17 protein-coding genes are annotated in these 16,030 nt (G+C 31.5%); all 17 read left to right on the forward strand.

The window, feature by feature from the left end; genetic code table 11:
- Window positions 1-149: 149 nt before the first annotated feature.
- Window positions 150-950: a sigma-E processing peptidase SpoIIGA gene (gene spoIIGA, locus CLLI_RS07325; protein ID WP_106063572.1), complete on the forward strand. Its 801-nt coding sequence runs from the start codon at window positions 150-152 to the stop codon at window positions 948-950.
- Window positions 951-965: 15 nt separating this feature from the next.
- Entirely contained in the window at window positions 966-1,673 is a 708-nt protein-coding gene (gene sigE, locus CLLI_RS07330) for an RNA polymerase sporulation sigma factor SigE (RefSeq protein ID WP_106063573.1), read from the forward strand.
- 74 nt (window positions 1,674-1,747) lie between these two features.
- Window positions 1,748-2,521, forward strand: coding sequence for an RNA polymerase sporulation sigma factor SigG (gene sigG, locus CLLI_RS07335; RefSeq protein ID WP_106063574.1), 774 nt, complete (start codon window positions 1,748-1,750; stop codon window positions 2,519-2,521).
- A 142-nt stretch (window positions 2,522-2,663) separates the two neighbouring features.
- Window positions 2,664-2,924, forward strand: coding sequence for a YlmC/YmxH family sporulation protein (locus CLLI_RS07340; RefSeq protein ID WP_106063575.1), 261 nt, complete (start codon window positions 2,664-2,666; stop codon window positions 2,922-2,924).
- Window positions 2,925-3,002: 78 nt separating this feature from the next.
- Entirely contained in the window at window positions 3,003-3,458 is a 456-nt protein-coding gene (gene nrdR, locus CLLI_RS07345; RefSeq protein WP_106063576.1) for a transcriptional regulator NrdR, read from the forward strand.
- A 78-nt stretch (window positions 3,459-3,536) separates the two neighbouring features.
- The gene (locus CLLI_RS07350; RefSeq protein WP_106063577.1) at window positions 3,537-4,232 is read left to right on the forward strand and encodes a response regulator transcription factor; all 696 of its coding nucleotides are present in this window, start codon (window positions 3,537-3,539) and stop codon (window positions 4,230-4,232) included.
- Between the two features lie 10 nt (window positions 4,233-4,242).
- Window positions 4,243-5,952, forward strand: coding sequence for a two-component system histidine kinase PnpS (gene pnpS / locus CLLI_RS07355; protein ID WP_106063578.1), 1,710 nt, complete (start codon window positions 4,243-4,245; stop codon window positions 5,950-5,952).
- A gap of 187 nt (window positions 5,953-6,139) precedes the next feature.
- Window positions 6,140-7,021, forward strand: a complete 882-nt coding sequence (locus CLLI_RS07360; protein ID WP_106063579.1) for a phosphate ABC transporter substrate-binding protein — start codon at window positions 6,140-6,142, stop codon at window positions 7,019-7,021.
- 68 nt (window positions 7,022-7,089) lie between these two features.
- Window positions 7,090-7,983 (forward strand): phosphate ABC transporter permease subunit PstC, encoded by an 894-nt coding sequence (gene pstC / locus CLLI_RS07365; RefSeq protein WP_106063580.1) that lies wholly within the window; start codon window positions 7,090-7,092, stop codon window positions 7,981-7,983.
- The gene (gene pstA, locus CLLI_RS07370; protein ID WP_106063581.1) at window positions 7,983-8,870 is read left to right on the forward strand and encodes a phosphate ABC transporter permease PstA; all 888 of its coding nucleotides are present in this window, start codon (window positions 7,983-7,985) and stop codon (window positions 8,868-8,870) included. The genes pstC and pstA overlap by 1 nt, the downstream gene beginning before the upstream one ends.
- Window positions 8,871-8,882: 12 nt before the next feature.
- On the forward strand, window positions 8,883-9,632 hold the full coding sequence (gene pstB, locus CLLI_RS07375) for a phosphate ABC transporter ATP-binding protein PstB (RefSeq protein ID WP_106063582.1): 750 nt from the start codon (window positions 8,883-8,885) through the stop codon (window positions 9,630-9,632).
- A 52-nt stretch (window positions 9,633-9,684) separates the two neighbouring features.
- Window positions 9,685-10,341 (forward strand): phosphate signaling complex protein PhoU, encoded by a 657-nt coding sequence (phoU, locus tag CLLI_RS07380; protein WP_106063583.1) that lies wholly within the window; start codon window positions 9,685-9,687, stop codon window positions 10,339-10,341.
- 241 nt (window positions 10,342-10,582) lie between these two features.
- A complete protein-coding gene (locus CLLI_RS07385) occupies window positions 10,583-11,206 on the forward strand; it encodes a DUF47 domain-containing protein (protein ID WP_106063584.1) in 624 nt (207 codons plus the stop codon).
- Window positions 11,199-12,197, forward strand: coding sequence for an inorganic phosphate transporter (locus CLLI_RS07390; protein ID WP_106063585.1), 999 nt, complete (start codon window positions 11,199-11,201; stop codon window positions 12,195-12,197). Before CLLI_RS07385 ends, CLLI_RS07390 begins: the two co-directional genes overlap by 8 nt.
- A 159-nt stretch (window positions 12,198-12,356) precedes the next feature.
- Window positions 12,357-13,670: a DUF512 domain-containing protein gene (locus CLLI_RS07395; protein ID WP_106063586.1), complete on the forward strand. Its 1,314-nt coding sequence runs from the start codon at window positions 12,357-12,359 to the stop codon at window positions 13,668-13,670.
- A gap of 3 nt (window positions 13,671-13,673) precedes the next feature.
- Window positions 13,674-14,993, forward strand: a complete 1,320-nt coding sequence (gene der / locus CLLI_RS07400) for a ribosome biogenesis GTPase Der (RefSeq protein WP_106063587.1) — start codon at window positions 13,674-13,676, stop codon at window positions 14,991-14,993.
- Entirely contained in the window at window positions 14,993-15,991 is a 999-nt protein-coding gene (locus CLLI_RS07405; protein ID WP_106063588.1) for an NAD(P)H-dependent glycerol-3-phosphate dehydrogenase, read from the forward strand. The genes der and CLLI_RS07405 overlap by 1 nt, the downstream gene beginning before the upstream one ends.
- The last annotated feature ends 39 nt before the right edge of the window (window positions 15,992-16,030 follow it).

The following is a 16,030-nucleotide window of genomic DNA, read 5'->3' on the forward strand; positions in this document are numbered from 1 at the left end:
AATATCTTAAATTATATAAGCTATTCGTACAATATAAAACTTGAAAAAACTCTGGGGTGAAGCTGATTTCTATAGAAAAATTAATGTAGAAACTTCAGTACCTTGGGAGTTTTCGAGAATACTATAATAGTATCTAGAGGTGAGATTATGTGGTTGTTTACATCGATGTACTATTATTAGAAAACTTTATTGTAAATACATTTTTACTTTCCATAACTGCTCGCACTGTCAGCACTAGAGTAAGAGGACCATATACATATGTTGCCGGGTTTATAGGTAGTTTATATATATTTACAATACTCATTGATAGTCTAAAGTACTTTAATAATATTTTAATGAAAATAACTATAGCTGTCATTATGGTATTTATTACTTTTAGGAAAAAAGATTTATTATTTAATATAAAAGCTTCCATTATTTTTATTTTATACTCTATGTTGTTGGCAGGGCTTTGTATATTCATAGAATTTAATCAAAATAACTCTTCTGTTTCCCAAGGAGTTATATATAATTTCTCTTATAAAAAACTTATGCTAAGTGTAATAATAATATATTTATTAATTGATAGAGCTGTTTTATTTGTAAAGGATAGAAGAGAAATGCATAGCTTTATATATGAGGTAGATATTATACTAAAAACCTCAAAAAAAGAAATAAAAGCATTTTTAGATACAGGTAATGAACTTGTTGAGCCAGTAACAAATTTACCAGTGATAATTGTTGAAAAGCATATATTTAAAGAAGAAGACATCCAGGGCTATGATATATTTTACATACCTTATGCTGTAATTAATGGGAGTTATGGTAAATTAAAAGCTATAAAACCTGAGTGTGTAAAGATTCATAGGGAAGATTATATGGAAGAAAGGGATGTTTTAGTAGCATTTTGTGAAAAGAAACTAAGTAATAGTGGGGATTATCAAGCTTTATTATCAAGAGGAATAATATAAATAGGGGGAAAGACTATGCTAAAAATAAAATTATTACTAAATAACATTTTATCAAAATTAAAGTTATTCGCTAAAAAGGTATATTATATAGGTGGAAATGATGCACTTCCTCCTCCTTTAACTAAAAAAGAAGAAGAGGATTTAGTAGGAAGATTAGTTTGCGGAGATGAAACTGTCAGGGCTATATTAATAGAGAGAAATCTAAGATTGGTAGTTTATATAGCAAGAAAGTTTGAAAATACTGGGATGAATGTGGAGGATTTGGTTTCTGTAGGTACCATTGGGTTGATTAAAGCAGTAAATACCTTTGACCCAGAGAAAAAAATAAAATTAGCTACTTATGCTTCTAGATGTATTGAAAATGAAATACTTATGTATTTAAGAAGAAATAGTAAGGTTAAGGCTGAAATTTCTTTTTATGAGCCTTTAAATGTGGACTGGGATGGTAATGAACTTTTATTATCAGATATTTTAGGAACGGATAATGACGTAGTATATAATTTAATTGAAGATGAAGTAGACAAACAGCTTTTGCTTATAGCTATGGATAAATTGAGTCATAGGGAACAGGAAATAGTAAATCTAAGATTTGGCATTGGAGGGCAGGGAGAAAAAACCCAAAAGGAGGTTGCAGACATGCTAGGAATATCTCAATCTTACATATCTAGATTGGAAAAAAGAATTATAAAAAGATTAAAGAAAGAAATAAATAAAATGTTATAACGCTTGTCTTTGTATAAAAATCAGCTTCTAAGGAAATAATTAAAATGCAATTACACTAAAGGGGCTGATTACTTATGATGATCAATAAAGTTGAAATTTGTGGTGTAAATACTTCTAAACTACCAGTACTTAAAGAGAAAGAAATGCATGAATTACTACTTCGTATGAAAGACGGAGATAATGAAGGCAGGGAAAAGTTTATAAAAGGCAATTTAAGGCTTGTCTTAAGCGTAATACAAAGATTCAATAATAGGGGAGAAAATGTAGATGACTTATTTCAAGTTGGCTGTATTGGATTAATAAAAGCCATTGATAATTTTGATTTAAGTCAGAATGTGAAGTTTTCTACCTATGCTGTGCCTATGATTATAGGTGAAATAAGGAGATATTTAAGGGATAATAACTCCATACGAGTGAGCAGATCTTTAAGGGATATAGCCTATAGAGCCTTACAGGTTAGAGATAAATTAATAACTGATAATAATAAGGAGCCAACTGTTTCAGAAATAGCTAAAGAATTAAACATACCTAGAGAAGAAGTAGTATTTGCATTAGATGCAATACAGGATCCTGTATCACTATTTGAGCCTATTTATCATGATGGTGGTGACGCCATATATGTAATGGATCAAATTAGTGACAATAAAAATGTAGATGACAGTTGGCTGGAGAATATTGCTATTAAGGAGGCAATGAAAAAATTAAATGATAGGGAAAAACTTATATTAACCTTAAGGTTTTTTGATGGCAGAACACAAATGGAGGTGGCAGATGAGATAGGAATATCTCAAGCGCAGGTTTCTAGATTAGAAAAAACAGCATTAAAACACATGAGAAAATACGTTTAAAAAAAAGTGCTTAGCACTTTTTTTTACTTGACAGAGGACAATTGTCCTTTGTCAACTGTCAATTAAAAAAATGGTGACATTTTTTTGGTATTAATACATAAATATATAGTATATATTATGGAAGTTATAAGGGGGAGAATTTATGGAAGTGAGTTATTATTCAATAAATAATTTAAGGGCTATGGAAATCATAGATATAAACTCTGGGGTTAAATTAGGATATATAAAGGATCTAAAAATAGATACATTGGATTGTAAGGTATTGGCAATAATACTACCCTCTCAGAAAATGTCCTGGTTTGGGAAAAATACAGATATAGAAATACCTTGGGATAAAGTGAAAAAAATAGGATTAGATGTAATATTGGTAGATGGCAGTGAATTTATAATGGACAAATCTTAGTAGAAATAAAATAAAAAAAGTGTATAATATAATGTATATAAATGAAACAATAAGCAAAATAAGAAGGCGGGAGAATATATGAAATGCCCATATTGTGGATATAATGAAAGCAAGGTTGTAGATTCTAGATCAACAGAAGATGATATGTCCATTAGAAGGAGAAGAGAATGTCTTAAGTGTGCTAAAAGGTATACTACCTATGAAAAGATAGAGAATGTTCCTATACTGGTTATAAAAAAGGATATGAGTAGAGAGTACTTCGAAAGATCAAAAATAGTAAATGGGCTTATTAAGGCTTGTCAAAAGAGGCCTGTTTCAAGAAATCAAATAGAATCTATTGCAGATGAAGTGGAAAAGTGTATAAATAATCAAATGCTGACAGAGGTTAAATCCGAATATATTGGTGAAATGATAATGGAGAATTTGAAAAAAATTGATGAGGTATCATATGTTAGATTTGCATCTGTATATAGGCAGTTTAAGGATGTTAACACCTTTATGGAAGAAATAACAAGACTTAAGTCAAGCAAATAATTTTACATATTAAATTACTTAGCTTTATGATAAAATGATCATAAAGCTATTATTTTTTTATAAGATGGAGGATTATTCATGGGTGAAGAAAAGATTTTAATAGTTGATGATGAAGAGCATATAAGAGAATTACTAAAATTTAATTTAGAAAATGTGGGGTATGATACCATATGTGCCGAAGATGGTATCCAGGCTATAGACATGGCAAAAAATGAAAGACCAGCATTAATTTTATTGGATTTAATGCTGCCAGGAATGGATGGATATGATGTATGTAAAGAGATAAGAATGAATAGTAATATTTCTACTACACCTATAATAATGCTAACCGCAAAGAGTGAGGAGTTAGACAAGGTATTGGGATTGGAGTTAGGAGCAGATGATTACCTTACAAAGCCCTTTTCTGTAAGGGAATTGATGGCCAGGGTAAAGGCAGTACTTAGGAGAACTTCTGCTCATCCTATAGAAAGGTGTTTTGAATTTGGAAATATTGCAATTGATTTTGAAAAACATGAAGTGCTGAAAGATAATGTAAAGATAGATTTAACATTAAAGGAGTTTGAACTATTAGAAATGCTTATAAAAAATAAAGGAAGGGTTTTAACAAGGGATTTTTTGCTTGACAAGATCTGGGGCTATGAATATATAGGGGAAACCAGAACAGTGGATGTACATATTAGGCATATAAGAAAAAAGGTTGAAGATGACGATAAAAACCCTAAATATATAGAAACCATTAGAGGGGTAGGCTATAGATTTAATTTCACAGATTAGTGGTGATATAATGAGAAAAAAGTTAATGACATATATGCTGACTACTTTGATGCTCAGTTTGGCTTTAGTAATGACTTTCTTTATAATTATTGTAAATTATCAGTATACTGAGAATACAAAAAAGACATTGAAAGCAAATAATAGGTTAATTATAGATATATTAAATCAGGGGCAAATAAATAATATAGATAAATTTATAAAAAACAGTTATAAAAATAATGAAATAAGAGTTACCTATATAGATGAAAATGGAAAGGTTTTAAGCGATTCCCAGTTAGATATTTCTAAAATGGATAATCATAATAATAGAGAAGAGATAATTAATTCCAGGGAAAATGGATATGCATATGTTATTAGGAATAGTGCTTCTACCAATAGTGATACTATGTACTTTGCCACATCTTTTAATAATGGATATGTAATAAGAAGTGCTGTAAAAATGAATATGATAACAGGATTTGAAGGAAAATATATAAACTACTATATTGTTGTAACCATTATTGCAATAGCTATGTCCTTTGTATTTTCTTCAAAATTGTCTATGGGATTGGTTAAACCTATTAAGGATTTGGAATTTATAACATCAAGGATAGCCGCAGGGGAATTGGATAGAAGAGTAAATATATGCTCTCAAGGTGAAATAGGACAATTAGGAGAAACTTTTAATAATATGGCGGAAAAATTACAGTTTACTATAAATGATTCTGTAGACAAGCAAAATAAACTAGAAGCTATTTTAAAGAGCATGGATAGTGGTGTTATAGCAGTAGATAAGAATTTTAAAGTAATTATGATAAATCCCTGTGCCGAAAAGATTTTTGGTATAAACCAGGATATCATAGGCAAAAATCTTTTAGATCACATTAGAAATTTTGAATTTGAAGATATATTTAGAAATACAATAAATGATTATGGTGAAATAAAAATATTGTGGCCAAAGGAAAGGGATTTAAGGATAAAAACTGCAGATATTAACAATGGTAAAAAGCTTATAGGTACCGTTGCGGTGGTACAGGATGTTACAGACATTAGAAAGCTTGAAAATATGCGTTCTCAGTTTGTAGCAAATGTATCCCATGAACTAAAAACTCCATTGACATCCATAAAGGGATTTGCTGAAACCTTAAGATATGTAGAAGATGAGAAAAATAAGGAAAGGTTCTTAGATATCATTAATGATGAGGCTGAAAGACTTACTAGACTTATAGATGATATACTGGTGCTTTCTGATATAGAAAACAACAAAGAGAAAAATGAAGAAAGTGTAGATATAAATAGATTAATTGAAGATATTTGCTACCTAGTAAAGAATTCAGCAGATGGTAAGGACATAAAAATAATTATTTCGGGGGAAAAAATACCTTGTGTTTTAGGTGATAAAGATAAATTTAAACAAATGTTAATAAATCTAGTGGACAATGCTATTAAATATACGGAAAGTGGAGGTAGTGTTACTATAGGTACAGAGCTTAAAGGAAACAAGTATATCATTTGGGTTCAGGATACTGGAGTGGGAATACCTAAGGAGCACATTGACAGACTATTTGAAAGATTTTACAGAGTGGATAAAGCAAGAAGCAGAGCTCAGGGTGGAACAGGGCTAGGTCTTGCCATAGTAAAACATATAGTTTTAGGTCTTAATGGAACTATAAATGTAGAAAGTGAAGTAGGAAAAGGAAGTAAGTTTATAGTAACAATACCCATGAAAGGGATGGATTAGTTATCCATCCTTTTTCCTTTTAAAATACAAGTATAGAATTGTGTGGCTATGAAGATAATAAAATATAGGAAACTATGTTAATTTTAATTAACATATCTATAATAATGCCTTAACCTTAGTGTATTATCATAATAACTGTAGATAACAATTAAAGAAAGTTCATAAATTAACTAGGAGGTTAGTGTAAATGAAAACTAAAAGTTTAAAGGCTATTATAGCTGCATTAACGATAACTGTTTTCACAGGTGTATTAACTGGATGTGGTAGTACAACCGAGAAGAGTGATGAAAACAAACCAAGTTCGAATACTGGAACAATAACAGCAGTTGGATCTACAGCATTACAACTACTTGTACAGGAAGCTGGAAAAAGCTATAGTACAAAGAATCCGGGAGCAAACATAAGCGTTCAAGGTGGAGGCAGCGGTACTGGTATAAACCAAGTAGTTGAAGGTGCAGTTCAAATTGGTAATTCCGATGTAACTGCAGAATCAAAATTAGGTAAAGATAAGGCTAAAGAGTTAGTAGATCATAAAGTTTGTGCTATAGGCTTTGCAATAGTTACAAATAAAGATGTAAAAGTAGATTCATTAACAAAGGCACAAATTGCAGATATATTTACAGGAAAAATAACTAACTGGAAACAAGTTGGAGGACAGGATTTAGCTATAAACGTAGTTAATAGACCTAAATCCTCAGGGACTAGAAGCACATTTATTGATACTATAATGGACGGAAAAACAGAGAAAGAAGGATTAGGAACTACTCAGGACTCCAGTGGAAGTGTTGAAAAAACAATTACATCCACTGAAGGATCTATTAGTTATCTGGCGCTATCATATTTAACTGGTGAAAAAAAAGCTAATTTAAAACTAATAAAAATTGATAATGTAGAAGCTACAAATGAAAATATAATAGCTAAAAAATATCCTTTCTGGTCATATGAACATATGTATACGAAGGGAGAACCAGCAGGATTAACAAAGTCCTTTATTGATTATATGATAAGTGATGAAAATAAGGCATTAGTAGAAAAGCTGGGATATATTCCAATGAGCAATTTAAAATAAGCATATAAGGCTGGTTGCAAGATGCAGCTGGCCTTATTGTGTTAAATTTTTATTAGAGGTAGGTAATTATGAAAAAAAAGAAGTTTTTAAATCAAGTGAAAAATGAATACATTGGAAAAGGTTATGCTATATTTTGCGGAATATTAATAGTATTTTTAACTTTAACTATAATATTTTTTATAGCTTCAAAGGGTTTAAATACTTTTACAAAAGATAAATATTCAATTTTTCAGTTTTTATTTTCTACAAAATGGGTTCCAGAAGGAGAAGTACCACAGTTTGGTGCAGCTGTATTTATTGTAGGTTCCATGCTGGTATCATTAGGTGCGGTATTTATTAGTGCCCCTGTAAGTATAGCTTTAGCAATTTTTATAAATTATATATCCCCTAAATTAGGAGAAAAAGTATTACAACCGGCTTTAGAGTTATTCATAGGAATACCTTCAGTTGTATATGGCTGGATAGGTATAACGGTATTATTACCTTTTATAAAGAAGAATTTTGGTGGTCTTGGATTCAGCTTACTAGCAGGTATATTGGTTTTGAGTGTTATGATACTGCCCACCATATCTAGTATATCTGTGGATGCACTAAAGTCTGTTCCTAAGGATTATCTGGAGGCTTCCTATGGATTAGGTGGTACCAGATGGCAAACTATAAGCAGGGTTGTGCTGCCTTCTGCCAAGAGTGGAATACTAACAGCTATTGTTTTAGGACTTGCTAGAGCCTTTGGAGAGGCTTTGGCGGTACAAATGGTAATAGGAAATTCTATAAAGCTGCCAAACAGTCTTTTAAGTCCTACAACTACATTAACCTCCATATTAACTATGGATATGGCTAATACTGTTACGGGAACCATGTGGAATGATGCCCTTTGGAGTTTATCATTAATTCTTTTAGTGGTTTCATTTATATTCATATTAGTATTAAGAGCTATTGGCAGAAGAGGTGAAATTAAATAATGAATGCAAAGGTTAAAGATAAAATATTTACTGTGGTACTATATATTATATCTACGTTGGTTGTGCTATTACTGGCAGCTTTAATAGGATACATATTGATAAGAGGGGTAAGATATTTAACCACTAGCTTCTTGTTTGGAAATCCAAAGGTAGGAGAAGCCGGAGGGGGTATAGGACCTCAGTTATTTAATTCTTTTTATATGCTTATTATTTCTTTAGCAATAACAATTCCTTTTGGCATAGGAGCAGGAATCTATCTTGCGGAATATGCAAAGGAAGGTAAAATATTAAATATTATAAGATTGTGTATAGAGACTATGGCTTCATTACCTTCCATAGTAGTAGGACTTTTTGGATTTTTAGTTTTCGTTAAGTCTACCCATTGGGGATTTACGCTTTTATCTGGTGCTTTAGCCATAGGGATACTTAATTTGCCATCTTTAACTAGAGTTAGTGAAAATGCCATAAGGGCAGTTCCATCAGGGGTAAAGGAGGCTAGTCTTGGATTAGGAGCCACCAAATGGCAGACTATAAGAAGGGTAATATTACCATCATCTATGCCTCAAATACTTACAGGTGTAATATTAGCTGGAGGAAGAATATTTGGTGAAGCAGCAGCTCTTCTATATACTTCAGGAATGAGTGCGCCATCTTTATCCTTTTCTATGAATAACCTTTTTACAAGCGGTTCTCCTTTTAATTTAATGAGACCTGCTGAAACCTTAGCTGTTTATATATGGCAGGTAAATTCAGAAGGAATGGTACCAGATGCAACTAGAATTGGAGATGGAGCTTCAGCGGTGCTGATAATTATGGTTTTATTATTTAATATATTAGCCAGAGTTATAGGTAATAGAATATATGAGCATTATACAGGTAAAAAATAGGGAGGAAAATTAATGAGTATTATAGAGGTTAAGGACTTAGATTTATATTATGGCAGTATGCAGGCTTTGAAAAAAATAAATCTTAATATAGAGAAAAATGCAGTTACAGCGCTTATAGGACCTTCAGGCTGCGGTAAGTCAACCTTTTTAAGAACAGTAAATAGAATGAATGATCTTATTGAAGGAGTAAAAATTAAAGGAAATGTCTTCTTTGAAGGAAAGGATATATATAAAGATTTTGATGAAATAGAACTAAGAAAAAGAATAGGCATGGTGTTTCAAAGACCTAACCCTTTTCCTATGTCCATATATGATAATATAGCTTACGGGCCTAGAATACATGGCTTAACAAATAAAAGCAAGCTAGATGAAATAGTAGAAAAAAGTCTACAGGGGGCAGCCCTTTGGGATGAAGTAAAGGATAGATTAAAGAAAAATGCATTAGGACTTTCTGGTGGACAACAGCAAAGACTTTGTATAGCTAGAACCCTTGCAGTGGAGCCAGAGATACTTCTAATGGATGAACCTACTTCTGCCCTAGACCCTATATCCACTTCAAAGGTGGAAGAGCTTATGGATACATTAAAAGAAAAGTATACAGTTATAATTGTTACTCATAATATGCAGCAGGCAGGAAGAATATCAGATTATACTGCATTTTTCCTCAATGGTGAAGTTATTGAATTCGGGAAAACAGAGGATATATTCTATAAACCTAGAGATAAAAGAACGGAAGATTATATTACAGGAAGATTTGGTTAATGCTATAATAAATTTATAAAGGGTATTATAAATAATAAAAGAGGTGATTTTTATGTCAAGAAGTACTTTCGATTTACATCTAGAGGCATTGCACAACTATGTACTAAGAATGGGAAGTATTGTAGAAAAACAAATTCACGATTCAACAGAAGCTCTCATCACACATAATGTAAAATTAGCCCAAAAGGTAATAAAAGATGATGATTTAGTGGATAATTTGGAAAAGGAAATAGAGGATAGATGTATAAAACTTATTGCTACAGAGCAGCCTTTAGCCAAGGATTTAAGAATGATATTTACTGCCACTAAAATTATAACAGATTTGGAGAGAATGGCAGACCATGCTGTGGATATTGCTAAAATTGGTATAATGCTAAAGGATGAAAAGTTTATTAAACCATTGATAGATATACCTAAAATGTCAGGCTTGGTAAAGGACATGATAAGAGAAGGTTTAGATGCATATGTAGAGGGTAATGTGGATAAGGCATATTCAGTATGCAAAAAAGATGATGAAATAGATGCTATATATCGTGGGGTTTTCAAGGAAATGCTGCCTATTATGGCCAATGACCAAAGCACAATTAATCAAGCAACTCAATTTTTATTTATCTGCAAATACTTAGAAAGAGTGGCAGACCATGTAACCAATATATGTGAGTGGACAATTTATTTAGTTACAGGAGAGATTATGGATTTGAATGAATAGAAGCTTAATTAACAATTGAAAATTAAAATTAAATTTTATGGGATAAAATGCAATATAAAGGCTTATATCTTATTTAGGATATAGACCTCATTTTATTTCATGACCTATAAGTATAATGTATATAATAAGATATAATAATCAAAACTTAGACATTTTATACTATAATTTTATGTTCAAAATTGTCGTAATATATGATATACTTTTAAAGGTAATAAAAAATCTATGCTTTAGGAGGAATAAAATGTTTAAAAAGCCCCAAAAGGAAGATAAATTTTTTGAATTATTTGATAAGGTTGCAGAAACATCTTTAAAGGCAGCAACTATGTTAGATGAACTTTTAAATGATTTAAGCCATAGTGAGGAAAAACTTAAGGAGCTAAAGGATGTGGAGCATGAAGGAGATAATCTTCAGCATCAAATACTTGAGCAACTAAACCAAACTTTTTTAACTCCATTTGATAGAGAAGACATATACACAATAGCTAAATATATGGATGATATTATTGATTATATAGAATCAACAGCAAGCCGATTTGTTATGTTTAATGTAAATTATTCTACGGATGAGGCTAAAAGCTTAGGAAAGATGATTTTAGGATGCTGCAAAGAATTAATAGCATTAATGAAAGAATTTAGAAACATGAAAGAGAATAAAGATCTTAAAAAATCAATAATTGAAATAAATAGACTTGAAACTGAAGGAGATAAGGTTTCTAGGGGCGCAATTAGAAACATATTTAATGGCAACATAGAAGTCCTTGAGGTTATAAAGTGGAGAGAGATATACCAATTCTTAGAAGATACATTAGATGTTTGCGAAGATGTAGCAAATGTTGTTGAAGGGGTAGTTATGAAAAATGCTTAATGGTAGTTTAGAATTAACAATAGCAATAGTTATTATAGCTTTAATTTTTGATTTTTTTAATGGATTCCATGACAGTGCTAATGCTATAGCTACATCTGTATCTACAAGAGTTCTTACAATGAAAGAAGCAGTTTTAATGTCTGCATTTTTTAATTTTCTAGGAGCCTTTATGAATGTTAAAGTTGCAGAGACCATAGGCAAAGGTTTAATAGCCCCTACTAGCATTACTCAATACGTAGTTATAGCAGGACTATTAGCAGCAGTTATATGGAATATAATAACTTGGTATTATGGAATTCCCAGCAGTTCCTCCCATGCATTAATAGGTGGACTTATAGGAGCGGCAATTACTTTTTCTAAAAGTATTTCAGTAATATACTGGGCGAACTTTTTTTGGAAAGTAGTATTATGGTTATTCTTATCCCCAATTATAGGATTTATTATGGGTTATATTTTTATGAAGATATTAAATTATCTATTGAAAGATAAAAAACCATCTTGGGTAACTAGATTTTTCTCTAAGGCTCAAATAGCCTCAGCTATGCTTATGGCATTGAACCATGGTGGAAACGATGCGCAAAAATCCATGGGAGTTATAACCATGGCTCTTGTCAGTGCAGGAGTTATATCACAGTTTAGTATACCTCTATGGGTAAAAATTGGCTGTGCAACGGCTATGGCTATAGGAACTATGACAGGTGGTAAAAAGATTATAAAGACTATGGGACATAATATGGCAAAACTTGCACCGGTAAATGGTTTTGCAGCAGAAACAGGAGCGGCACTTGTAATATTTATAGCTACAATGTTTAAAGCACCAGTAAGCACTACCCATATTATTTCAACTTCAATTATGGGTGTAGCGGCATCTAATAGAATGTCCTCAGTAAGATGGATATTAGCAAAGAATATTGTACAAGCTTGGGTTATAACTATTCCAGTTTGTGCGGTGATTGCAGCTATTGTAGCTTCTATAATTAGGATAGCTTAAAAAACAACTCCTTTTAGGGAGTGTTTTTTTTATAGAGAATAGATTACAGAACATAGTACTTTTTTCTAAGTAATTGACTAAATAATAAGATTAATGTAATATAACTAAAGGCAGATATTGAATTTTTTAGTTATAAAGTATAAGGTAGGAGTTGAATATATGAAAAATATAATATCTAAAGTACTACCTAATGGCTTAGGAGAAGAGGTAGGCATAGAAGTAGGGGATATACTTCTTACTATTAATGGAGAAGAAATAAAGGATATATTAGACTATAAATTTCTAATGGCAGATGAATATATAAATATTGAAATACAAAAAACTGATGGTGAGATATGGGAAATAGAGATTGAAAAGGATTATGAAGAGGGCTTAGGAGTGGAATTTCAAAAATCCATCATGGATGAGGCTAAAAGTTGTCATAATAAATGTATATTTTGCTTTATAGATCAACTTCCAAAAGGTATGAGAGAATCCTTATATTTTAAGGATGATGATTCAAGATTATCCTTTTTACAAGGAAACTTTGTAACCTTAACTAATATGAAGGACGAAGATATAGATAGAATAATTAAATATAGAATAAGTCCAATAAATGTATCTGTTCACACTACAAATCCAGAACTAAGAAAACAAATGCTAAATAACAGATTTGCAGGAGATATATATGAAAGATTAATAAAGCTTAGTAAAGCTTCTATAAGCATTAACTGTCAAGTGGTATTATGCCCTGGAATAAATGATGGTGAGGAACTTATAAAAACTGTAGAGGATTTATATAAACTTTATCCTAGTATTGAAAATGTAGCCGTAGTTCCTGTAGGAATTACTAAATACAGAGAAGGACTTTTCAATTTTAAGCTCTTTGACAAAGAAAGTGCATCCAGAGAAATAGAAAATATAAAGGCTCTCCAAGATAAATATATTAAAGAAATAGGAATTCCTTTTGTAAGACTTTCCGATGAATTTTATGTTACTGCAGGAGCTAAAATACCTGCAAGTGAATTTTATGAGGATTTCAATCAGTTAGAAGATGGAGTAGGCATGATAAGAATTTTTAGAGACAATATAGATAAAGATTTGGAAAGACTTGCAAGAAATAAAAGAGGTAAATTTACCATGATCACTGGTAAAAGTGCCTATGAAGAAGTATTTGCTGCGTCTAAAAAAATAGAAAATGTGAATAATAAAATAGAAATATATGTAGCAAAAATTATAAATAACTTTTTTGGGGACACTATCACTGTAGCAGGATTAATAACTGGTAAAGACATTATGGAACAGTTAGAAAAACACCAAGTGGGAGATTATATTATTATACCTAAAAATATGTTAAGATCAGGTGATACAGTATTTTTAGATGATATTACTATAGAAGATTTAGAAAAGCATTATGATAAAAAAATTATTGTCTGTGAATACACAGGTGAAGATCTTATTGAACTAATAAATAAGTATAGTAAGGAGGAATAACAAATGGCAAAACCAATAGTAGCAATTGTAGGAAGACCTAATGTAGGTAAGTCCACATTATTTAATAAATTAGCTGGGAAAAGAATTTCCATAGTAGAAGATACACCAGGGGTAACAAGGGACAGGATATATGCTGAGGCAGAATGGTTAAAGTATAACTTTACTATAATAGATACAGGTGGTATTGAACCAGAAAGCGATGATATAATAGTATCTCAAATGAGAAGACAGGCACAGATTGCTATAGAAACTGCAGATGTTATTTTATTCTTAGTTGATGGTAAAGATGGAATAACTCCAGCGGATAGTGAAGTTGCTTTAATGCTTAGAAAGAGTAAAAAACCAGTGGTTTTAGTAGTAAATAAAGTAGATAGACTTAATGAAGAAGACAATGCTTATGAATTCTATAACTTAGGTATTGGAGATCCTGTTGCCATATCAGCTACACAGGCTTTAGGACTTGGAGACATGCTTGATAGATTAGTAGAACATTTTGATGAAGTTATGCTAGGTGAAGAAGATGATGAATATATTAGAATAGCTTTTGTAGGAAGACCAAATGTAGGAAAGTCCTCCTTAATAAATAAGCTTTTAGGAGAAGAAAGAAATATAGTAAGCGATATTCCTGGAACTACAAGAGATGCAGTAGACAGTTACCTGGAAACAGAGGAAGGTAAATTTATATTAGTAGATACAGCGGGTATAAGAAGAAAAGCAAAAATTAAAGATGAAATAGAAAGATATAGTGTGGTTAGAACTTATGCAGCCATCGAAAGAGCTGATTTATGTATACTAATTATAGATGCTAAATCAGGTATTAGTGAGCAGGATAAAAAGATCATAGGCTATGCTCACGAAATGAGTAAAGCTATAATGGTTGTAGTTAATAAGTGGGACTTAATTGAAAAAGAAACAAATACCATGAATAAATTTAAAAAGGATTTACAATGTGAATTAAGCTTTATGTCCTATGCTCCATATCTATTTATATCAGCTAAAACTGGTCAAAGGGTACATAAAGTATTGGAATTAGCTAAACAGTGCTATGATAATTACAATAAGCGTATAAAAACTGGAGTATTAAATGATGTTATCAGTAAAGCTGTTATGATGAAAGAACCACCAGTAGTGGCTTTAACAAGACTTAAAATATACTATGTAACTCAAATTGGAACTAAGCCTCCAACTTTTGTGTTCTTTGTAAATAATCCAGAGGCTCTGCACTTTTCTTATGAAAGATATTTAGAAAATCAATTAAGAGAAAGCTTCGATTTCTCAGGTACAGGTATTAAGATGGAATTTAGGGAAAGGAAGGATAGGTAATGGAGGAGAAAATCACCTTCATTGGTGGGGGAAGCTTTGGAACAGCATTAGGAATAATGCTTGGTAAAAAAGGATTTAAGATAAGCATTTGGGACAGAAGCACATCTGTAGTAGAAGATATCAATGTAAAGCGTGAAAATATAAAATATGTACCTAATGTAGTGATTCCAGCTAATATAACTGCATTTAATGATATAAAAGAGGCCATAGGGGATAATAGATATGTAGTACTTTCTGTACCTTCCCATGTTATAAGGAAAATATGTAAGAATATAAAACCTTTTATACATAAGGATACAGTAATAGTAACCATAGCAAAAGGTATAGAAGAGGAAACAGGGGAAAGACTTTCACAGGTTATTAAGGAGGAATTGCCCAATAATCCAGTGGTAGTCCTCTCAGGGCCTAGTCATGCAGAGGAAGTTGCTCAGGATATGCCAACTACCGTGGTGGTAAGTTCTGAAAAAATGGAATATGCCGAGGAAATACAAGAATTATTCATGACCAGTAAATTTAGAGTATATACCAATGATGATATTATTGGAGTAGAAATAGGTGGCGCGGTGAAAAACATAATTGCACTGGCTGCAGGAATATCTGATGGTATTGGCTACGGTGATAATGCAAAAGCAGCATTAATGACTAGAGGAATGAGGGAAATTATAAGAATTGGTGAAGCTATGGGGGGTAAAAAAGAGACTTTTTCAGGGCTCACAGGTATGGGGGATTTAATAGTTACCTGTACTAGTATGCATAGCAGAAACAGGAGAGCTGGTATTTTAATAGGCAAAGGAGCCTCCAGCGAAGAAGCTATAAAAGAAATTGGTATGGTGGTAGAGGGAATAAGAGCTTGCAAGGCTTTCTATGAATTAAAAGAAAAATTACAAGTATCCATGCCCATAACAGATGTTTTATATAAGGTACTCTTTGAAGGAAAAGATCCTAAATATGGAGTATATGAGTTGATGACAAGAGATAAAAAGAGCGAAATACACTAGTAAAAAAGCGAGTATGAATTGTTATAATTTATACTCGCT

Source organism: Clostridium liquoris, from assembly GCF_002995785.1.
Classification (GTDB): domain Bacteria; phylum Bacillota; class Clostridia; order Clostridiales; family Clostridiaceae; genus Clostridium_AO; species Clostridium_AO liquoris.

Coding starts and splice junctions, on each gene's coding strand:
- CLLI_RS07395 (WP_106063586.1), top strand. CDS start 12,357: ATGAAAAATATAATATCTAAAGTACTACCTAATGGCTTAGGAGAAGAG.
- CLLI_RS07340 (WP_106063575.1), top strand. CDS start 2,664: ATGGAAGTGAGTTATTATTCAATAAATAATTTAAGGGCTATGGAAATC.
- pstB (WP_106063582.1), top strand. CDS start 8,883: ATGAGTATTATAGAGGTTAAGGACTTAGATTTATATTATGGCAGTATG.
- phoU (WP_106063583.1), top strand. CDS start 9,685: ATGTCAAGAAGTACTTTCGATTTACATCTAGAGGCATTGCACAACTAT.
- CLLI_RS07360 (WP_106063579.1), top strand. CDS start 6,140: ATGAAAACTAAAAGTTTAAAGGCTATTATAGCTGCATTAACGATAACT.
- nrdR (WP_106063576.1), top strand. CDS start 3,003: ATGAAATGCCCATATTGTGGATATAATGAAAGCAAGGTTGTAGATTCT.
- pstC (WP_106063580.1), top strand. CDS start 7,090: ATGAAAAAAAAGAAGTTTTTAAATCAAGTGAAAAATGAATACATTGGA.
- pnpS (WP_106063578.1), top strand. CDS start 4,243: ATGAGAAAAAAGTTAATGACATATATGCTGACTACTTTGATGCTCAGT.
- pstA (WP_106063581.1), top strand. CDS start 7,983: ATGAATGCAAAGGTTAAAGATAAAATATTTACTGTGGTACTATATATT.
- CLLI_RS07405 (WP_106063588.1), top strand. CDS start 14,993: ATGGAGGAGAAAATCACCTTCATTGGTGGGGGAAGCTTTGGAACAGCA.
- CLLI_RS07385 (WP_106063584.1), top strand. CDS start 10,583: ATGTTTAAAAAGCCCCAAAAGGAAGATAAATTTTTTGAATTATTTGAT.
- sigE (WP_106063573.1), top strand. CDS start 966: ATGCTAAAAATAAAATTATTACTAAATAACATTTTATCAAAATTAAAG.
- sigG (WP_106063574.1), top strand. CDS start 1,748: ATGATGATCAATAAAGTTGAAATTTGTGGTGTAAATACTTCTAAACTA.
- CLLI_RS07350 (WP_106063577.1), top strand. CDS start 3,537: ATGGGTGAAGAAAAGATTTTAATAGTTGATGATGAAGAGCATATAAGA.
- der (WP_106063587.1), top strand. CDS start 13,674: ATGGCAAAACCAATAGTAGCAATTGTAGGAAGACCTAATGTAGGTAAG.
- CLLI_RS07390 (WP_106063585.1), top strand. CDS start 11,199: ATGCTTAATGGTAGTTTAGAATTAACAATAGCAATAGTTATTATAGCT.